The organism is Kurthia sibirica (genome assembly GCF_003143975.1).
Taxonomy (GTDB): Bacteria; Bacillota; Bacilli; order Bacillales_A; family Planococcaceae; genus Kurthia; species Kurthia sibirica.
The window spans coordinates 106,614-125,903 of the sequence record NZ_QFVR01000009.1 but is presented as its reverse complement, the minus strand read 5'-3'; the positions used below and the strand labels follow the sequence as shown (position 1 = coordinate 125,903).

Sequence of the window (19,290 nt, the reverse complement as noted above, 5' to 3'; positions counted from 1 at the left end):
TCAGGGTATCGCTGACAATCCTTTTTTAAGTACCTATACAAAAAGCGCCATTACTTTTAGTCATCGGCAATGGCGCTGTTACTCGTTTTTTATTTAATTAGTGTTTTGCATGATCGATTGCTTGATGCATCAAGTTAATGATATGATCATCATCATGCGCATAATACATGGTTGTGCCCTCTCTTCTAAAGCGGACCAATCGGAGATTTTTCAAAAATCGCAGTTGATGTGAAACAGCAGATTGACTTAACTCCAGAGAATTGGCTATATCATTTACGGATTTCTCTTTGCCACATAGATAGTTTAAAATACGGATGCGCGTTGGGTCGCTTAGTGCTTTGAATGTTTGTGTAACAACGAATAGAGTTTCTTCATCTAAATTATATGAATCACATTGATGAGTCACTATTTCACTCCTCTCTTAATGATTATGTCCTGCATGTGGATCAACTTCCGCTCGTTTAGTACAAAATAATAAATTACCATGTGATTGTGATGCCGCTTCTAATTGTAGCGTCGTATGGTGAATATTCGCATGTGATAAATCGTGTTCAATTTTTTTCAATAGTAGCGTACTATCAGCGATCGTCATTGTATCTTCCACAACAATATGGCAAGATAACGCATTGAAACCGGATGTAATCGTCCAAATATGAAGGTCATGTACACCCTGTACTTCACTATTTTCACTAATAATATCAACAATCTGGTCCACTGCCATATCTTTTGGCGTGCCCTCCATCAATACATGCAATGACGCGCTTGTTACTTTAAAGCCACTGCGTAAAACAAGCATCGCAACAACTATGCTCGCTGCTGGATCTGCCCAACCCCATCCGAAGAATAAAATAAGTAAACCGGCAATAATAGCACCGATTGAGCCAAGCATATCCGAAATTACATGTAAGTATGCACCGCGCATATTGAGATTATCTTTCGTATCCGCCCCACGTAACATAATAAAGGCAACGATTATGTTGACAATTAAACCAATAGTACTAATAATCAACATCCCTGTCGTTGCAACTTCTGGTGGATTGGCGAAGCGCTGGACAGCTTCATAAAATATAAAGAGGGCGATGAGAATCAGCGTCACACCATTTAGAACAGCAGCCAATATTTCAAAACGTTTATAGCCATATGTTTTACCATAGTTTGATGCTTTTTCTGCTAATTTAAATGCAATTAAAGCAATTGCTAATGAAATCGAGTCACTCAACATATGCCCTGCATCAGATAATAGTGCCAGACTATTTGTCCAAAAACCACCAACCATTTCGACAGCCATATACAATGTGATTATAAGAAAGGAAATAAATAGTATTTTCTTATTATTTTTCTGTTCCATCATTTCCTCAGCTCCTTTATATGAGTATCTGTTCATATATTCACTATATAACCGATACAATATGAAGTCAAGTATTGACAGTAAAAAAGCGAACCACTAGTGGCTCGCTTGTTGGTGTTGTTCTATTGTTGGTTCTGGAGGATACCACGGATTCAAGTGAACAAGTACTTCACTTACTTCTTCATCCATCGCCTTTAATTGAGACTTCAACTGTTTGCAAACATCATGACCTTGTTGAACCGATAAGGTCGCCGGAACACCAACGCGCACATCAACAAGTACATAATGACCATGTGTACGTGCACGAATACTATCAATTCTTTTGACGAATTCATTTGCTGCAACAACTTCTGCATACTGTGCATTACGCTCCATCGGTAAGCTTGCTTCCATTAAGATGGCCGTTGAATCTTTTATCATTGTAATCGAAAGGCGAATGATAAGTACTGCGACGATAATACCTGCAACTGGATCGGCATATTGTGCAAAAGGAATCGTAATAAACGTATTCGCTAAGGATAGACCAATACCGATCACTGCTGCTAAAGATGCATAGACATCTGCTAAATGGTCATAAGCTGTCGCAATTAAGCCATTACTTTTTTCTCGACGACCGATTGTCATCGTATATTTGTAGAGTACTAATTTCCATACCAGTGACACGATGGCTGCAACAAAAGCAATCCAATGTGCTTCAAATGATGGATTAAATAACGCTAAAATAGAGCCGTATGCAATATACAAAGCAGCTAAAAATAAAATAATCGCGACAAAAGCGGAGGATAATACCTCCGCTTTACCATGTCCATAGGGATGATCGTCATCTGCTGGTTGATTGGAAATTTTCATTGACCCTAGTGATACGCCTGATGCAACAACATCCGCTGCATTATGTATACCGTCCGCCAGCAGTACTTGACTTTTAAATAGCACACCACAAACAATTTTAATAATCGTTAGACATACATTGCTTATGACACTGATCCAAGCAGCTAACATTGATTGACGTTTTGGCATTATTTCCCCTCCAACAACACTTTACTTTTTTAATATGTTAGAACATCGTACCAAACGAAGTTACTCTTAGTCTATGCAAAGATTTTTTCCTAATAAAAGCTATTTTAGCTTATTTAAAAATTTTTTCCCGAAGGAAATTTTTTTGTTTATATTGAATTTTAATTTAAAAAAGACGGTATCCTTTATATATCAAGGATTACCGTCTTCTTTTTACGCTCATTTTTCGCCATTGTTTCTCAAAGGAAACTATCTTTTAATTCACATAATATTGCATGGTTTTTAAAATGATTATTTAGACCTATAAGAAACATTACAGTTGTTTGCCCATAACATAGAGATCATAATATTTACCTTCAAATAGAGTTGTATTTTTTAAGATCCCCTCAACGACAAAACCTAATTTCATGTATAATGAGACCGCTAAAATATTATCCGCACGTGTATCCAGCTGTATTTTTTCTATAATTTGATTTGATTCAGCCCACGCAATCATTTTTTCCATTATATTGCGACCAATTTTTTGATTTTGATAGTTTTTAGAAACGACGATACCTAGTTCTGTTACATGGCGTGATTTTGCTTTGGAAGATGTTGACATCGTACCAATTCCAACAATCCGATCCTCGTCTTTTGCAAGAATCATCAATTGCTGACAATCGAATGCTGTTGCAGCCATTTCTTGACGTTGTTGCTCAACAGATAATGGGTACTCATTGGCACCAAAACTTAAATAAGATGTTTCTCCGCCAACACTATTATAAAAATCGACGATTTGTTGTGCATCATGCTGCTGTGGATTTATATAGTTAATCAATACTTTCACCTCTACAGCAGTATACTATACAATGCTAACTAAAATGGCGATAAAAAATCTTTTTTGCTACTATCATATCACTTGTATGGTGAATAAAGACGCGACCATCTAAAAATACAACAACTTTTTGTTCTTCATCCATGAATGCAATCAAATAGTCATTTGCCATTGTAATGCTTGCTGTCACTGTTTTTTTCACTTGCTGTAAATCAATATTTTTCAAGTGATGCGAACGAATTTGCACCGTATCACGCCCACATAAGATAGCTACCTTCACTTGTTGCTCCTCTATTAAATAAGGATAGGTTGCTTTTGAAGAACAACTCGTACAGGATTGGTCTACAAGTGTTCGAACATCTATGCTTGCATAGTCATTCGCCCATAGATCAACCGACTGAAGTGTCCCACGTAATGCATCATAATCCCCAACTATGATTTTTAGTGTTTCTGTCACTTGCCAACTGACAACCTGTGATACAACAGATGAAATAACACCCATCGTATCACAACTAGTACCACCTAATGGTATTTTTTTCATTAGACAGCGCAAACATGCATGTTGTTGCTCCGGTAAAAATGTATTGCTTACACCATAGGAAGCAACACATGCTCCATAAATCCAGGGTATTTTATATTTATAGGCAAAATCATTAAGCATAAAGCGAATATCAAAATTATCTGTGGCATCAATTATAATATCAACTTTCGTAAATTGTTGTAAAAAAGAGGGTGTAACATCTTCTACAAAAGCTTTTATTTCAATACTACTATTGATCGCAGACAATCTATTTTTGGCAGCAATTGCTTTGGGTATGCCCTGCAATGCATCTTGTTCACTATACAATGTTTGTCTTTGTAAATTACTGACATCAACGTAATCGCGATCAACTACGTATAAATGACCGATTCCTGCTCTTACTAATAACTCAGCGCACTGACTACCCAGCGCGCCCAATCCTACAATCAAAACATGACTATCAATTATTCGTTGTTGACCTGTTTTTCCAATATGAGCAAATCGTACTTGCCTAGAATATCGTTCATCCATAATGAGGTAGCCCCTTCATTGAACTAGAAGCAGTTGCGTATTTTTTCTGATCTATCCGACCTGCCTCATAACCAAGTCGCCCTGCTTCGACTGCTAAACGCATGGCATCCGCCATTTTCACTGGATCTTTGGCACCACTAACTGCTGTATTCAATAATACACCATCTGCTCCAATCTCCATTGCATATGCAGCATCCGCTGGGGAGCCAATCCCTGCATCCACAATGACTGGTACAGTCGCTTGTTCGATAATAAACGATAGATTTAATGGATTGATAATACCTTGTCCACTACCTATGGGAGAAGCACCCGGCATGATAGCATGTACGCCTAATTCTTGTAATTTACGTGCTAATACAACATCGTCTGATGTATAGGGTAATACGGTAAATCCTTCTGCTATTAATTGTTCACACGCACGATACGTTTCAATTGGATCTGGTAACAATGTTTCATTGCAACCAATAACCTCAACCTTCACCATATGACAAAGTCCTGAAGCGCGTGCTAACTTTGCAACACGAACGGCTTCTTCTGCTGTTTTAGCTCCTGCTGTATTTGGCAAAAACAAATAATTATTCAAATCTAATTCTTGTAATAAATTAGGCTGTTCCGCATCAAACAGTGCCATTCTTCTTACAGCAAACGTTAAAATTTTTGCTCCCGATCTCGCAATTGCTTGTTTTTGCATACTAAAATTAGGAAACTTCCCCGTTCCTAGCAATAACCTTGATTCGATTTCATACTGACCAATTTTTAACATATTAGCCGCCCCCTACAAAAGTAACGATTTCAAAAACATCGCCCTCTGCTATTTTATTGTTATAATTCAGCTGCTGGATTATTTGACCATTCAATTCAACAATCATTATTTTAGACGATAATTCTAAATGAAGTAGTAACTGTTCAATCGTTTGAATATTTTCAATAACCAGCTGTTGAGCATTAACCATTAACTTCATTTTCTCTCGCCTCCTTTATCTTATGAGCAATCAGTTCACCTGTAACGGCACTTAATAATATGCCATTGCGGTAGTGACCAATTGCTGCGTACAGTCCTTTAATCGATGGGTGTTCGTCTATAAATGGTTGATTATTTGTACAGTGTGGTCGTAATCCACTCCAATGATTTTTAAAAGTAGCCTTTTCTAATCTAGGGATTAAAGCGAAAGCATGCTGTAATATCTGCTGTATACCACCAGCAGTTACATCTTTTGAATAATCATTTTCAAGCATGGTAGAGCCAAGAATATAATGCCCTCCTCTTTTTGGTGCAATATAAAAACGTTCATTAAAAATAGGCGCTGTGATCATTGGTTCATTAGAATACAGTTGAATTACTTCACCTTTCACTGGAAAGACATCAATTTTAAAATCACGTAGTAACTGATTGCTAAAAGCGCCACTAGCAATTACAACATGACTCGTTTCAATATTACCTAACGTCGTGTGAATAGCTGTTACCTGTCTTTCTTTTTTCAAGATACTTAAAACTTCGCAATATTCAATTATTTCTACTTGTAAATAAGAAGCTGCTAGTGCTAACCCTTGCGTTAATTTGGGTGCTAATACATGACCATCATCCTGACAAAATACACCTCCTATAAGGGACGTATTCAGTTGTTTTTCCCTTTGCAATAATTGCCTTGTGTTTAGCATATCAAACCTCTCTCCATATGCACTTTGCCACTCTTTTATGGTGATAATATTTGCCATTTCAGCCTCATTAAAGGCCACGCGATAAATACCTTTTTGTTCATAGCCGATATCTATTCCCGTCATATGACGAATAGTTTCTGCTAATTGTGGAAAAAGCTTTCTACTGCGTTGAGCAATTTCAAAAAAAGGGTCATCACTCGTCCATTCTGCCTGAACACCAAGTAAACCAGCTGCAGCAGCTGATGCCTCTCGACCAATTTCTCCCTTATCAATTAATGCAATTCTTAGGTTTTGTTGTGCTAAATGGTAGGCGATGGAGCTGCCGATAACGCCACCCCCTACTATTACAACATCATATGATTTCATTTTCCCATCCCCTCTTTATAATTATGAATCAGTGTGATTGGCTCATCTGATTGCCAAAATGTTGACATAATCGCCACATTATAACTTTGTAATTTATGAATATTTGATGGTTTTATACCACCGATTACAATCATTTCTTTTGCTATTTGCGTGAGATCACTCAGCTGACGTGTCGGCAGATTTTGCTTACTAGCAGTTGGGAAAATATGACCAAATAACACGATATCTGCCTTACTAGTATTGGCTTCTTCTACACTATGAACCGATTCAATAATGGTTAATTGTGGGAAACTATTGCGTACTGTCGCAACATCCATCGAGCGATAGCCCAATTGTACGGTAGAAATACCACAAGCAATTGCCACGTCGATGCGATCATGTATGACGAGCTTCTGTCGCGGAAAACCAGATGCCATCAGTTTTGTCGTTACGTTAAACAGCTGAGCCGCGTCATAGTCATACAATCGAATATGCAAATAGTCAATCATATGTTGCGTTGCTAGCGCATAGTCTATTAAACGTTGTTCTTGGACCACATCATCCGTTATAATATGAATCTTCATCTTTCAAATGGGCTATACAACTCATTTGCTGGAACTATTTTTTCCGCAATCCCCTGCTCCTTTAGCCATTTACTTTGTTCATCCCAATTGACATCTTCGTCAGATAAAAATGCGGCATCATCTGTTGCCATTAGTTTATTTAAGAGAGCTAAACTTTGTTGTTCAATTGATTTTGTTAATGGGAAATTATCCTTTTCTTGATGTTTTAATAATAAACCCAGTGCCTGTTCGGGTTCTTTTTCAGCAAAATCAAAGCCTTTATTTGCTGCGCGTAAAAACGCTTGCACAGTTTTCGGCTCTTTGTTGATTATTTTATCGCCCGCTACAAAAACCATTGAATAGCTTTTTGGCACACCATAATCAGAAGGATTGATGGTTGAAATCGCATAGCCTTTATGTTCTAAAACAGGAAGTTCATGATTAATCAATCCCCCTGTAATCGCATCTACTTGTTTTGTAATCAATGCCGAGACGATTTCAAAACCTACATCGATTAATTCAATTTTTGATGGATCCCCGCCATCTGTTTTTACCATATTTTTTATCGTAGCTTCTCCCAATGGTGTGCCATTAAAGCCAATTTTTTTACCTTCTAAATCACGTGGTCTTTTAATATTTGTTTCCGTTAAAGACATGAGTTGATCTAATGGTGAGCGGACAATTGGACCGATGGATTTAATCGGAATTCCTTCATTTGCTTGTGCAATAATAACATCTTGTTGATAATAAATTCCAAATGTTGATTGACCTGCTGCCGTTAAGGTTAGAGGATCCGTTGGATTTGATGGGAATTGCAGTGTCACATCTAGACCTTCCTCTTTGAAGTAGCCCCTGTCAATTGCTACATACAAGAAACTATGGATTGCGTTCGGATACCAGTCGAGCATGACAGATACTTCTTTTAGACCTTTTTTGTTTTCCTTTGCTACCGAATCACCACATGCCGTTAGTGCAACAGCAGAACATAATAATAAACAGAATACGATGAATTTCTTCATTAATCTTTCCTCCAATTTATGTACTTTTTCTCAATAACGGACAATAGTGCAACGGAGATAATAGCCATCAGTGATAATAAAACGATTGGCGCGAAAACACCCGCGCCATCCAGTTGTGTCATCATCCGTTTACTAAAGTAGCCCAGCCCAGTTTGAGCGCCTAGCCATTCTCCGATAGCCGCACCGATTATACTTAATGGCACAGCTATTTTTAGTGCTGTAAAAATAGTAGGTAATGCGCTTGGCAACTGTAAATATATGACTTGTTGCCATTTTGAAGCACCAAAAGTTAAGAGAAGCTCTTCATAGTCCTTTTTCGTCGATTGTAAACCATCAAAGGTATTGACGGCTATCGGGAAAAAAGTAATAAGTACTGTCACCAATATTTTGCTCCAAATCGTATAACCAAACCATAATACGAAAATAGGAGCTAATGCCGTAATTGGAATGGTCTGAGAAAGAATGAGCAATGGGTAAAATGCTCTTTCTATCCAACTGTTTGCTGACATCGCAAAAGCTACAAGTAAGCCCAACATAATTGCAATGAGCAAACCAATTACTAAAATCTCAACTGTTGCCGGTGCATGTACTAAAAACAACGGTTTTCTAAATTCCCACAGCTTTTGAAGAATCGCAGTGGGAGATGGTAATATATACATGGCATTTAGTATACGAGCACCCATCTCCCAAACAATTAATAAAAATACACCTACTACGATTGCTGGGGTATTTTTCTTAAGCATGCCGTTTTTCCCCTCCCTTCAATAATTGAAGTAATTCTTCTTTTAAAGCGATTAAATGAGGGCGTTGCAAATCTTGTCGATTTCTTTCTTTTGCATTTGGTATTTTTTTTGTATAACAAATTGTATAGGTTTGTCGGTAATGACAAGAATGGTGTCCGATAAATAAATTGCTTCTTCTACGTCATGCGTAATAAAGACAACCGTCTGATCAAGTGTTACAAGCTGTTGCTTTAACCAATCTTGTAATTCCATTTTTGTCAAAGCGTCGAGCGCACTAAATGGTTCATCTAATAATAAAATAGTTCCTGCTGCTAACATAGCACGACTAAAGGAAACACGTTGGCGCATGCCACCCGATAAATCTTTTGGACGCTGATGTTGATAATCAATTAGACCCACTTCTTCCAGTAGAGCTGTCGCTTGAATTTTCGCTGTTTTTTTATCTATCCCCTGACATTGTAATGGTAGTATTACGTTGTCAATAACGCTTCTCCAAGGCATGAGTAAATCCTTTTGTGGCATATAACCAATCGCTTCATCATGCTTTTTCACCGTACCAGTTGTCGGTTTTTCTAAATGACTAATCAAGCGAAAAAGCGTTGTTTTACCACAGCCACTCGGTCCAATAATACTGACGAATTGCCCTTTGTTAATTGTCAGGTTTAAATTTTTGACGATTGCATGATTTTCATACGAAAACGATAAATCGTCAAATTGAATACTGTATGTCATAAAGAACCTCCTCGTTAAAATCGCATAAAAAAGCCACTTCATTTTACAATGAAGTGGCTATATATTTGGTATCCCCAAATATAATGCCACTTCCCTACGCTAGTACGAACTAGATCAGGTATGAAAGAATCCAGAGCTCACGTCTCTATCTCAGCTGGCAACACCAGCACTCCTAGCACTTTTTATGTAATTACTGACGTCAGTATAGCATCTGATACAATCGAAGGCAACCTCATTTTCATAAAACTATATAAAAATTATCTCCATACGACCTATTATTTTAAATCGGTTAACGCGACATACTACTCATCATTAGACGGTTAACGATTTCTTGGCTTCAAAAGCTGCAATTTGTTCTTCATATTGGAAAGTTAGTGAAATTTCATCCCAGCCATTGATTAACATTTTTTTATAATACGGATCAATTTCAAAATGATAAGATTGGCCTACTGCTTTAATCGTTTGATTCTCTAATGAAATATCCGCTTCAATTGTTTGATTCTCTGCTGTTGCAAGTAATGTTTCAATTATTTCAACAGGTAAAACAATCGGTAAAATACCATTTTTAAAGCAATTATTGTGGAAAATATCAGCAAAACTAGGGGCAATGACCACCGTAAAGCCATAATCTAAAATAGCCCATGGTGCATGTTCACGGGACGACCCGCAACCAAAATTATCATGTGCCAAAAGTATTTTCGAACCATCGTACTTCGACTGATTTAACACAAAATCCTCTATTTTATTGCCATTCGCATCAAAACGCCAATGATAAAAGACAAACTCACCGAATCCTGTACGCTCAATGCGTTTTAAAAACTCTTTTGAAATTATTTGATCAGTATCGACATTTTTTCTATTTAAAGGTGTTAAAACACTCTTCACTTTATTAATAGGTTCCATCATGAACTCCTCCTTTAAACTGGTATATTCATCACTTCTCGAACATCAACAAAATGTCCTGCAATGGCTGCTGCTGCTGCCATTGGTGGACTGACAAGATGTGTTCGTGCTCCAGCACCTTGACGACCCTCAAAATTACGATTTGAAGTTGAAGCACAACGTTCGCCCGCTGGCACAACATCATCGTTCATAGCTAAACACATGGAACATCCTGTCTCACGCCATTCAAAACCAGCATTTAAAAATAGTTCATGTAACCCTTCCGCTTCTGCTTGCTGTTTAACCGTATTGGAGCCCGGTACGACAATTGCTGTTACACCTTTGGCTACTTTGCGTCCTTTAATCACTTCAGCAGCTGCACGCAAATCATGCATACGTGAATTTGTACAGGAGCCGATGAATACATGTTGGATTGCTATTTCTGAAATAGGCGTTCCTTCTTGTAAGTCCATATAAGCTAATGCTTTTTGTAATGCTTGTTTGTCCGATTCATCTTCAAAATCAGCTGCAAAGGGTACTGTGTTTGAAATACCCGTACCCATAGAAGGATTTGTTCCCCATGTGACAAATGGCTCAATTTCAGATGTATCAATTGTTACAGTACGATCATATAGCGCATCGTCATCAGAAGCTAATGCTAACCACTCCACAGCAGCTTGATCAAACGCCTCCCCTTTAGGTGCATACTTTCGACCTCTAATATAGTCGATCGTAATAGCGTCCGGGCTAATCAACCCTGCCTTTGCACCCGCTTCAATAGACATATTACAAATAGTCATTCGTTCTTCCATAGATAATTGATGAATGGCATCTCCAGTAAATTCAGCAATATGCCCAGTACCCACATCAATGCCGAATTTAGCGATAATTGCTAAAATAATATCTTTTGCCGTTACACCAAAACCTAATTGACCTGTCACGCGAATTTCTAATGTTTTGGGTTTTGCTTGCCAAAGTGTTTGCGTTGACATAACATGCTCTACCTCTGATGTCCCAATCCCAAAAGCAATAGCACCAAACGCGCCATGTGTAGACGTGTGGGAATCTCCACAAACAATTGTTTTACCAGGTTGGGTCAAACCAAGTTGTGGCCCAATTACATGAACAATTCCTTGGTCTGGATGACCCATATCTGCCAACTCCACGCCAAACTCTTTGCAATTATCTGCCAATGTAATAATCTGCTTTTTAGCAATGGGATCGGTAATAATCGGTAAATTTTTTGTTGGTACATTATGATCCATTGTTGCATAAGTCAAATCTGGTCTGCGCAGCTGACGATTAGCCAAACGTAAACCTTCAAATGCCTGTGGCGAAGTTACTTCGTGTACGAGATGAAGATCAATATACAGTAAATCTGGCTTACCTTGTTCTTCATAAACAATATGTTGTTGCCATACTTTTTCAATAATATTTTTACCCACTTTTTTCACCTCATTGTAATTAGTAAGAATTTGATTCTTCACGGACAAAACTCGCATCGATCTCAGCGATGACTTTTTCAGTCCAATCATTTGTTGACAAAGCCGTTGTACCTTTTGGTGCCATATCTCCAGTGAAATATCCTTTTTCAAACACTGCCGCCACCGCTTTTTCAATCGCCTTTGCTTCCTCAGCTAATTCAAAAGAGTAGTTTAATAACATGGCAGCCGATAAAATAGTTGCCGCTGGATTCGCAATTCCTTTGCCAGCAATTTCTGGCGCAGAGCCATGTACAGGTTCATATAAACCAAAATGATCCCCACGCATCGAGGCTGATGGCAATACACCAAGCGAACCAGTGATGACCGATGCTTCATCACTTAAAATGTCTCCGAACATATTTTCAGTCACAATAACATCATAAGATGAAGGATCGGTAATAAGTTTCATGGCAGTAGAATCAACTAAACTATGCTCCACTTCCACATCTGGATAGCTTGCTTTTTTCTCCTCGACAATTTCTCTCCATAAACGCGATGTATCCAAGACATTAGCCTTATCAACCGATGTTAATTTTTTCCGACGTAAACGTGCTAATTTAAATGCATTATCGACAATGCGTTCAATTTCAGGGCGCGTATATGTTAGCGAATCTAATGCTTCATCATGCGTGCGATGACGCTCGCCAAAGTATAAACCACCCGTTAATTCTCGAACGATTAGAAGATCGACGTTTTTAACGATATCTTCCTTTAGTGGAGATGATTTGAGCATCGATGGAATGGCTTGAACAGGGCGCAAATTTGAAAAGAGATCAAAATGTTTACGAATGCGTAATAATCCTAGTTCTGGACGTAATTCAGATGGGTTATTATCCCATTTGGGTCCACCTACAGCACCTAATAAAATGGCGTCGCTTTCTTCACCTAAATCAATCGTCTGCTGTGGCAGTGGGTCGCTAAATTGGTCAATAGCTGTTCCACCAATTGCGCCATACGCAAAATGAAATATATGATTGTATTTTTTTGCGATTGCTTGTAATACTTCCACCGCTGCAGTGACAACTTCCGGCCCGATTCCATCACCAGGTAATACTGTAATTTTCTTTTCCATTTGTTTTTCCTCCTAAAAATCTAATCGTGCGAAAATAGCACCTTATGTATTGAACAGCTAGGTTGGGAAATCACCATACGATGATTTCCCTCCTGCTGCCAAGAGTTTGTTACTATTTTGCGTTTACTGTTTCTTTATTAGCTTTTGAGCCAACGAATGGCATCATTGCACGTAATTTTTCACCGACTTCTTCAATTTGATGATCTGCAACAGCTTTTTTAGCTACTGAATACTGTGGACGATCATTATCATTTTCAGCAATCCATTCCTTCGCAAATTTACCTGATTGAATATCATTTAAAACTTCTTTCATTGCCGCTTTTGAAGCTGAAGTAACAACGCGTGGTCCTGAAACATATTCGCCCCACTCTGCTGTATCGGAAATGGAGTAATTCATATTAGCAATTCCGCCTTCATACATTAGGTCAACAATTAATTTTAATTCATGGAAACATTCGAAGTAAGCGATTTCTGGTTGGTATCCTGCTTCAACTAATGTTTCAAAACCTGCTTTTACTAATTCGACAGCGCCACCACAAAGTACCGCTTGTTCACCGAATAAATCAGTTTCTGTTTCTTCTTTGAATGTTGTTTCTAAAACGCCGGCACGTGCTGCACCCACGCCCTTAGCCCATGCAAGAGCTAGATCTTTTGCATTACCAGTAGCATTTTGATAAATACCGATTAGAGCTGGTACACCAGCGCCTGCTTGGTATGTACGACGTACTAGATGTCCTGGACCTTTTGGAGCAATTAAGAATACATCCACATCCGCTGGAGGAACAATTTGACCATAATGGATATTGAAACCATGTGCGAATACTAATGCATTACCTGCTTGTAAGCCTTCAACAATTTCATTGTCATATACTTCTTTTTGTTTTTCATCCGGTAGTAAGATCATGATTACATCTGCTTCTTTTGCTGCTTCTTTTACAGATTTCACTTCAAGACCATCATTTTTTGCACGTTCAGCAGAACCGCCGGCACGAATACCTACGCAAACATCAAAACCAGATTCTTTCAAGTTTAATGCGTGAGCATGTCCTTGTGAACCGTAGCCGATTACTGCAATTTTTTTACCTTCTAATACCGCTTCGTTGATGTCTTGGTTATAATACATTTTTACCATTTTAATATCCCCCTATATGTTTGTTTTTATTATTTTAAAATCGAAATTTGCGTTGTTGGTTTCAATTGTGCATCACGTACAAAGGCAGTAACACCTGTTCGTGTAAGCTCTTTTATGCCATACGGCTTAATCAATTCAATAAATGCGTCTATTTTCTCGGGATCTCCGACAATTTGATAGGTTACAACATTTTTACCCATATCGATAATCGAACCTCTAAAAGGATCGACAATTGAATTGATTTCAGCACGCAAATTCGGTGGAGCTACTACTTTAATTAATGCTAATTCACGCATTACGATCGATTTGTCTGTAATATCATTCACTTTAATGACATCAATTTGTTTAGACACTTGTTTTACAAGTTGTTCAATTTTACGTTCTTCATCCACATTAACAATAAATGTCATTTTCGACATACCTTCTGTTTCAGTATGGCCGACGGTAATGCTTTCAATATTGAATTGACGCTTCATAAGAAGCCCTGTCACGCGATTTAATACACCGCTCTGATTGATTACTGTGATGGTAATTACTCTTCTCATTCTTTTGTCACTCCAATCATGTTAGCCAAACCTTGTCCTGGTGCAACCATCGGTGTCACAAGTTCCAGTTGTTTTACACGAACATCGATTAATGCAGCCTCATCCGATAAAATTGCGGCAGTTAAATCCGCCTCAAGTGTAGCGATATTATCGAAATGATATCCTTTTACACCGTATGCCTCTGCTAATTTCACGAAATCAGGTTGCACGGGAATCATCGATGAAGAATAGCGTTCTTCATAAAATGTTTCCTGCCACTGACGAACCATACCTAAGCAAGCGTTATTTAAAATAATCACTTTTACAGGTAGATTGAACTCTTTTAATAATGCTAATTCTTGAAGCGTCATCTGGAAGCCCGCATCACCTACAATCGAAATTACTTTCTTGTTTGGGAAAGCAAATTGTGCTCCGATGGCAGCTGGGAAACCAAATCCCATCGTACCAAGTCCACCGGATGTTACCCATTGATGGTCTTTTCTATGACTATAATATTGTGCTGCCCACATTTGATGTTGCCCAACATCGGTTGTCATAATAGCTGAACCTTTCGTGATACGATCGACAAGTTCTACCACTTGCTGAGGTAGAATTTCACCATTTGCAGCCTCTGCGTCATACCATAATGGGAATTGATTTTTGCATTCCGTTAAATATTCTTCCCAAGCCGGCGTGTCTTTTTTGTCAAAATCTTTTGACAATAAAGCTTGTAAAGCAAGTTTTGCATCACCTACAATTGGTACATCAGTATCGACATTTTTGCCAATCTCTGCTGGATCAATATCAATATGAATAATTTTTGCTTTTGGTGCAAAAGAATCTAGATTACCCGTGAGGCGGTCATCGAAGCGTGCTCCAATATTAATCAGAACATCGCACTCACTAATCGCCATATTTGCAGCAAATGTCCCGTGCATGCCAGCCATGCCTAAAAATTGTGGATGTTCACCATCAATGGAGCCTAATCCTAGTAAAGTGTTTGTTACTGGTAAGTTATACTTTTCAATAAATTCAGTTAATTCACCCGCTGCATCAGCCGCTAAAATACCAGCGCCAGCTAAGATGACCGGTTGCTCCGCTTGTGCAATCAAAGCAATTGCCTTTTTAATCTGCAAAAAATTTGGTTGTAGTGTTGGCTGATAACCTGGCAGATAGATTTCTTCATTTTCATCATAGTGATCAAAATTAAATACTGCGTTTGCTATATCTTTTGGAATATCGACTAACACTGGACCTTTGCGACCGGTTGAGGCGATATGGAATGCTTCTTTTACAATTCTCGGTAGGTCTTGGACATCTTTTATTTGGTAGTTATGCTTTGTAATTGGTTGTGTAATACCAACAATATCCGCTTCTTGGAAGGCATCTGTACCTACGACCGTCGTTGCTACTTGACCGGTGAAAACTACGAGTGGAATAGAATCCATCATCGCATCAGTAATACCTGTTACAAGATTCGTAGCCCCAGGTCCGGAAGTGGCAATAACAACACCGGGTAAACCTGATACCCTCGCATAACCTTCTGCCGCATGAATAGCACCTTGTTCGTGACGAGCAAGTATATGGCGAATTGGGTTGCGATATAGTGCATCATATAGTGGTAAAACTGCCCCACCTGGATAACCAAAGATGATTTCAACATGTTGTTTTTTCAATGATTCGATAAAAATATCAGCGCCTGTTTTTGGTTTGTCAGATTGCTCCGGAGTTGGAGTTGTTTTTTCTAATTGCTTGTCGTTCTCAGTAGTCGTTGAAACTTGAGCATTCATCGATATACTCCTCCCTTTTCTATCTGTATTTTCTTTATAATAAAAAAGCTTCTTCACCCACGCAAAAAAGACCTCTGCGTAGGGATGAAAAAAGCTTTTCATGGTACCACCCTTATTCGTAGCAACTTACTGCTACCTCTTGAATAGATTAACTATTCTTTATCTAACGAGCACAAAAGAATGCGCCCGAGGTTATCTAATAGCAAAATGCGTTTAATAACCCACTCCGAGGGGATGTCAGTTTTGATTATATTACCGGCTCACAGCAACCCGGCTCTCTGAAAATATAAATTTCAAAACCTTTTACCTCATCAACGTTTTAATTATTTAATTAGTTTGAATTATTAGAATTTCATAACGCCACCTGTAGAAGCGGACGTTACTAAGTGTGAATAACGCGCTAACCAACCGCGCTTAATTTTCGGTTCAAACGCTGGTAATACTTGACGTCTCTTATCCATTTCTTCTTCAGAAAGTTCGACATTCATCGTACGATTTGGAAGATCAATCGTAATAATATCTCCATTAGCCACTAGTGCCAGTGGACCACCTTCTGCAGCTTCTGGTGAAATATGTCCAATTGAAATCCCTCTTGATGCACCCGAAAATCGACCATCTGTAATCAGTGCGACATCTTTTCCTAATCCACGACCTTGAATCGCTGATGTTGGCGTTAGCATCTCTGGCATACCTGGACCACCTTTTGGTCCTTCATAGCGAATAACGACTACATGACCTTTTTGAACTGTACCATCATCGATACGATCCTGTGCTTCTTCTTGTGAGTTGAAGACGATTGCTTCACCTCGGAAAGTTTGAATGGAGGGATCAACAGCACCTACTTTTATAACAGCGCCGTGTGGAGCAATATTACCGAATAAGATCGATAATCCTCCAACTTTACTGTATGGATTATCCTTTGTACGAATGACGTTAGTGTTTGTAATAGTAGCATCTTTTACATTTTCACGCAATGTTTTACCTGTAACCGTCAGACGATCAGCAGATATTGCGCCAGGGATCGATGCTAATTCATTGATGATTGCTGAAATTCCCCCTGCCAAATGCACATCATGCATCGATACATCTGAAGCAGGCATGATTTTTGCTAAATAAGGGATGCGTTCAGCAACAACATTAATATCTTCAATATCATACTTAATATCCGCTTCATGAGCGATTGCTAATGTATGTAAGACTGTATTCGTCGAGCCACCCATTGCCATATCAAGTGCAAAAGCGTCATCAATCGCTTCTTTCGTCACAATATCGCGCGGTTTAATATCTTTTTTCACCATGTCAATTAAATGTACAGCTGCTTGTTTAATCAGCTCATAGCGTTCATCAGAGGTTGCAACAATCGTTGCATTACCCGGTACTGTCAATCCTAATACTTCCATTAAAGAATTCATCGAATTTGCCGTGAACATTCCTGAACAAGAGCCACATGTTGGGCATGCATTTTCTTCGATATCGAGCAATTTTTCAGCCGTCATTGTACCAGCCTTAAATGCACCAACACCTTCAAAAACGGACGTTAATGATAGCGCCTCACCTTCAGCCGAGACACCAGCTTCCATCGGGCCACCCGTAACGACGATGGATGGTACATTTGTACGCACTGCAGCCATCAGCATACCCGGTGTGATCTTGTCACAGTTTGGAATGTAAAATACACCATCAAACCAATGTGCATTAATGACTGTTTCAGCTGAATCAGCGATTAGTTCTCGACTTGGCAATGAATAACGCATGCCAATATGCCCCATCGCAATACCGTCATCTACACCAATTGTATTGAATTCAAATGGAATACCGCCCGCTTCAATAATGGCTTGTTTTACAAGTTTACCAAACTCCTGTAAATGTTTATGTCCTGGGATAATATCGATGTATGAGTTACATACACCGATAAATGGTTTTTGAAGATCTTTCGTTTTAATTCCTGTTGCATATAGTAAACTGCGATGTGGCGCTCGGTCCACACCTAATTTGATCATATCACTACGCATGTTGACACCGCCTATTTCATTTATCGATTATTTATATACTTTTACACCATCAAGTTCTACTATTTCACGGAAACCTTGTAAGATATCATTTGTAATCTCTCCAGGTTTACCACTACCAATTATGCGACCATCTACCTCGATCACCGCAATTACTTCAGCTGCTGTTCCCGTTAAGAAAACTTCATCCGCAACATAGACATCGTGGCGAGTAAAAACATCTTCGCGAGCAACATATCCTTTACTGCGCGCCACCTCTAACACAGCATTACGTGTAATGCCTTCGAGTGCACCTATATAACCGGGTGGTGTAATCAATTCCTTATTCTTAATGATGAAAATATTATCGGCAGAACCCTCCGCCACATAACCATCTGTATTCATCATTAATGCCTCTGGGACACCTGCTAAATTTGCTTCTATTTTAACAAGGACATTGTTTAAATAGTTGAGTGATTTCGTTTTTGGGCTTAAAACATCCGAACGATTTCTTCTCGTCGATGCCGACACAATTTTTAAGCCAGTTTGATAAAGTTCCTCTGGGAATAACGCCAATGGCTCTACGATGACGATGACGCTAGCATTTTTACATTTAAATGGGTCAATGCCTAGATCACCAATCCCTCTTGTAATAACGAGGCGAATATAACCACTTTGCAACTCATTTGCTTTTATTGTATCGATAATAATCGTTGTTAGTTCATCTATATTATATGGAATGGACAGCATAATTGACTGTGCAGATTCATAGAGACGTATGAGGTGCTCCTCTAAACGAAAAATATTACCGTTGTAGACGCGAATACCTTCGAAAATGCCATCTCCATATAAAAATCCATGGTCATAAACTGAAATCTTTGCATCTTGTTTTTTCACTAGTTGTCCAGCTAAGAATATTAGTTGTTCCGTCATAATCCATCACTTCTTTCTCTCTACAACAATGAATATTTAGTCAGCCATATTTACGAATATGTTTTGTAAATTGTTATTATCATAGAGCCTAATTTGTAGTACGTCAATGCTATTTTTTGAATTGTTTAATAATTCAAAAAAATTAATGCTAATTGAATACGCTTTCATGGTTAAAACTACTGTTTTCTTCTACATTA

The 19,290-nt window shown here is 38.5% G+C and carries 19 protein-coding genes, 1 pseudogene, 1 riboswitch and 1 other annotated feature; all 20 genes and pseudogenes read right to left on the bottom strand.

Annotation, left to right across the window (positions count from 1 at the left end; all coding sequences use genetic code 11):
* Positions 1 to 97 precede the first annotated feature (97 nt).
* Positions 98 to 406: an ArsR/SmtB family transcription factor gene (locus DEX24_RS08805; RefSeq protein ID WP_307725579.1), complete on the bottom strand. Its 309-nt coding sequence runs from the start codon at positions 404 to 406 to the stop codon at positions 98 to 100.
* Between the two features lie 15 nt (positions 407 to 421).
* On the bottom strand, positions 422 to 1,351 hold the full coding sequence (locus DEX24_RS08800) for a cation diffusion facilitator family transporter (protein ID WP_109306055.1): 930 nt from the start codon (positions 1,349 to 1,351) through the stop codon (positions 422 to 424).
* 93 nt (positions 1,352 to 1,444) lie between these two features.
* Positions 1,445 to 2,365: a cation diffusion facilitator family transporter gene (locus tag DEX24_RS08795; protein WP_109306054.1), complete on the bottom strand. Its 921-nt coding sequence runs from the start codon at positions 2,363 to 2,365 to the stop codon at positions 1,445 to 1,447.
* A gap of 310 nt (positions 2,366 to 2,675) precedes the next feature.
* A complete protein-coding gene (locus DEX24_RS08790; RefSeq protein ID WP_109306053.1) occupies positions 2,676 to 3,179 on the bottom strand; it encodes a GNAT family N-acetyltransferase in 504 nt (167 codons plus the stop codon).
* A gap of 34 nt (positions 3,180 to 3,213) precedes the next feature.
* On the bottom strand, positions 3,214 to 4,227 hold the full coding sequence (locus DEX24_RS08785) for a ThiF family adenylyltransferase (RefSeq protein WP_109306052.1): 1,014 nt from the start codon (positions 4,225 to 4,227) through the stop codon (positions 3,214 to 3,216).
* Entirely contained in the window at positions 4,220 to 4,990 is a 771-nt protein-coding gene (locus DEX24_RS08780) for a thiazole synthase (RefSeq protein WP_109306051.1), read from the bottom strand. Before DEX24_RS08780 ends, DEX24_RS08785 begins: the two co-directional genes overlap by 8 nt.
* A 1-nt stretch (position 4,991) precedes the next feature.
* Positions 4,992 to 5,189 carry a sulfur carrier protein ThiS gene (gene thiS, locus DEX24_RS08775; protein WP_109306050.1) on the bottom strand — a complete coding sequence of 66 codons (198 nt, stop codon included), beginning with the start codon at positions 5,187 to 5,189 and terminating at the stop codon, positions 4,992 to 4,994.
* Positions 5,173 to 6,252, bottom strand: coding sequence for a glycine oxidase ThiO (thiO, locus tag DEX24_RS08770; protein WP_109306049.1), 1,080 nt, complete (start codon positions 6,250 to 6,252; stop codon positions 5,173 to 5,175). The genes thiS and thiO overlap by 17 nt, the downstream gene beginning before the upstream one ends.
* Positions 6,249 to 6,815 carry a thiamine phosphate synthase gene (locus DEX24_RS08765; protein WP_109306048.1) on the bottom strand — a complete coding sequence of 189 codons (567 nt, stop codon included), beginning with the start codon at positions 6,813 to 6,815 and terminating at the stop codon, positions 6,249 to 6,251. The genes thiO and DEX24_RS08765 overlap by 4 nt, the downstream gene beginning before the upstream one ends.
* The gene (locus DEX24_RS08760) at positions 6,812 to 7,813 is read right to left on the bottom strand and encodes an ABC transporter substrate-binding protein (RefSeq protein WP_146192977.1); all 1,002 of its coding nucleotides are present in this window, start codon (positions 7,811 to 7,813) and stop codon (positions 6,812 to 6,814) included. The genes DEX24_RS08765 and DEX24_RS08760 overlap by 4 nt, the downstream gene beginning before the upstream one ends.
* Entirely contained in the window at positions 7,813 to 8,556 is a 744-nt protein-coding gene (locus DEX24_RS08755; RefSeq protein ID WP_109306046.1) for an ABC transporter permease, read from the bottom strand. Before DEX24_RS08755 ends, DEX24_RS08760 begins: the two co-directional genes overlap by 1 nt.
* A pseudogene (locus tag DEX24_RS08750) lies at positions 8,549 to 9,288 on the bottom strand (ABC transporter ATP-binding protein). The gene DEX24_RS08755 and the pseudogene DEX24_RS08750 overlap by 8 nt, the downstream one beginning before the upstream one ends.
* A 74-nt stretch (positions 9,289 to 9,362) precedes the next feature.
* A riboswitch (TPP riboswitch) is annotated at positions 9,363 to 9,472 on the bottom strand.
* A gap of 128 nt (positions 9,473 to 9,600) precedes the next feature.
* Complete coding sequence (gene leuD, locus DEX24_RS08745; RefSeq protein WP_109306045.1) at positions 9,601 to 10,191, bottom strand: 3-isopropylmalate dehydratase small subunit; 591 nt, start codon at positions 10,189 to 10,191, stop codon at positions 9,601 to 9,603.
* Positions 10,192 to 10,205: 14 nt separating this feature from the next.
* Positions 10,206 to 11,615: a 3-isopropylmalate dehydratase large subunit gene (leuC, locus tag DEX24_RS08740; RefSeq protein ID WP_109306044.1), complete on the bottom strand. Its 1,410-nt coding sequence runs from the start codon at positions 11,613 to 11,615 to the stop codon at positions 10,206 to 10,208.
* Positions 11,616 to 11,634: 19 nt separating this feature from the next.
* Positions 11,635 to 12,726: a 3-isopropylmalate dehydrogenase gene (gene leuB / locus DEX24_RS08735; protein WP_109306043.1), complete on the bottom strand. Its 1,092-nt coding sequence runs from the start codon at positions 12,724 to 12,726 to the stop codon at positions 11,635 to 11,637.
* A 112-nt stretch (positions 12,727 to 12,838) separates the two neighbouring features.
* A complete protein-coding gene (gene ilvC / locus DEX24_RS08730; protein WP_109306042.1) occupies positions 12,839 to 13,858 on the bottom strand; it encodes a ketol-acid reductoisomerase in 1,020 nt (339 codons plus the stop codon).
* 29 nt (positions 13,859 to 13,887) lie between these two features.
* The gene (gene ilvN / locus DEX24_RS08725) at positions 13,888 to 14,403 is read right to left on the bottom strand and encodes an acetolactate synthase small subunit (protein WP_109306041.1); all 516 of its coding nucleotides are present in this window, start codon (positions 14,401 to 14,403) and stop codon (positions 13,888 to 13,890) included.
* Positions 14,400 to 16,172, bottom strand: coding sequence for a biosynthetic-type acetolactate synthase large subunit (gene ilvB / locus DEX24_RS08720; RefSeq protein ID WP_109306040.1), 1,773 nt, complete (start codon positions 16,170 to 16,172; stop codon positions 14,400 to 14,402). The genes ilvN and ilvB overlap by 4 nt, the downstream gene beginning before the upstream one ends.
* Positions 16,173 to 16,249: 77 nt before the next feature.
* Positions 16,250 to 16,496 (bottom strand) — a binding site (T-box leader).
* Between the two features lie 20 nt (positions 16,497 to 16,516).
* Entirely contained in the window at positions 16,517 to 18,184 is a 1,668-nt protein-coding gene (gene ilvD / locus DEX24_RS08715; protein WP_109306039.1) for a dihydroxy-acid dehydratase, read from the bottom strand.
* Positions 18,185 to 18,211: 27 nt separating this feature from the next.
* Positions 18,212 to 19,093, bottom strand: coding sequence for a branched-chain-amino-acid transaminase (gene ilvE / locus DEX24_RS08710; RefSeq protein ID WP_109306038.1), 882 nt, complete (start codon positions 19,091 to 19,093; stop codon positions 18,212 to 18,214).
* Between the last annotated feature and the right edge of the window lie 197 nt (positions 19,094 to 19,290).

Coding starts and splice junctions, on each gene's coding strand:
- leuD (WP_109306045.1), bottom strand. CDS start 10,191: ATGGAACCTATTAATAAAGTGAAGAGTGTTTTAACACCTTTAAATAGA.
- ilvD (WP_109306039.1), bottom strand. CDS start 18,184: ATGCGTAGTGATATGATCAAATTAGGTGTGGACCGAGCGCCACATCGC.
- ilvC (WP_109306042.1), bottom strand. CDS start 13,858: ATGGTAAAAATGTATTATAACCAAGACATCAACGAAGCGGTATTAGAA.
- ilvE (WP_109306038.1), bottom strand. CDS start 19,093: ATGACGGAACAACTAATATTCTTAGCTGGACAACTAGTGAAAAAACAA.
- DEX24_RS08780 (WP_109306051.1), bottom strand. CDS start 4,990: ATGTTAAAAATTGGTCAGTATGAAATCGAATCAAGGTTATTGCTAGGA.
- ilvN (WP_109306041.1), bottom strand. CDS start 14,403: ATGAGAAGAGTAATTACCATCACAGTAATCAATCAGAGCGGTGTATTA.
- DEX24_RS08755 (WP_109306046.1), bottom strand. CDS start 8,556: ATGCTTAAGAAAAATACCCCAGCAATCGTAGTAGGTGTATTTTTATTA.
- DEX24_RS08795 (WP_109306054.1), bottom strand. CDS start 2,365: ATGCCAAAACGTCAATCAATGTTAGCTGCTTGGATCAGTGTCATAAGC.
- leuB (WP_109306043.1), bottom strand. CDS start 12,726: ATGGAAAAGAAAATTACAGTATTACCTGGTGATGGAATCGGGCCGGAA.
- DEX24_RS08785 (WP_109306052.1), bottom strand. CDS start 4,227: ATGGATGAACGATATTCTAGGCAAGTACGATTTGCTCATATTGGAAAA.
- thiO (WP_109306049.1), bottom strand. CDS start 6,252: ATGAAATCATATGATGTTGTAATAGTAGGGGGTGGCGTTATCGGCAGC.
- DEX24_RS08765 (WP_109306048.1), bottom strand. CDS start 6,815: ATGAAGATTCATATTATAACGGATGATGTGGTCCAAGAACAACGTTTA.
- DEX24_RS08760 (WP_146192977.1), bottom strand. CDS start 7,813: ATGAAGAAATTCATCGTATTCTGTTTATTATTATGTTCTGCTGTTGCA.
- thiS (WP_109306050.1), bottom strand. CDS start 5,189: ATGAAGTTAATGGTTAATGCTCAACAGCTGGTTATTGAAAATATTCAA.
- DEX24_RS08800 (WP_109306055.1), bottom strand. CDS start 1,351: ATGATGGAACAGAAAAATAATAAGAAAATACTATTTATTTCCTTTCTT.
- ilvB (WP_109306040.1), bottom strand. CDS start 16,172: ATGAATGCTCAAGTTTCAACGACTACTGAGAACGACAAGCAATTAGAA.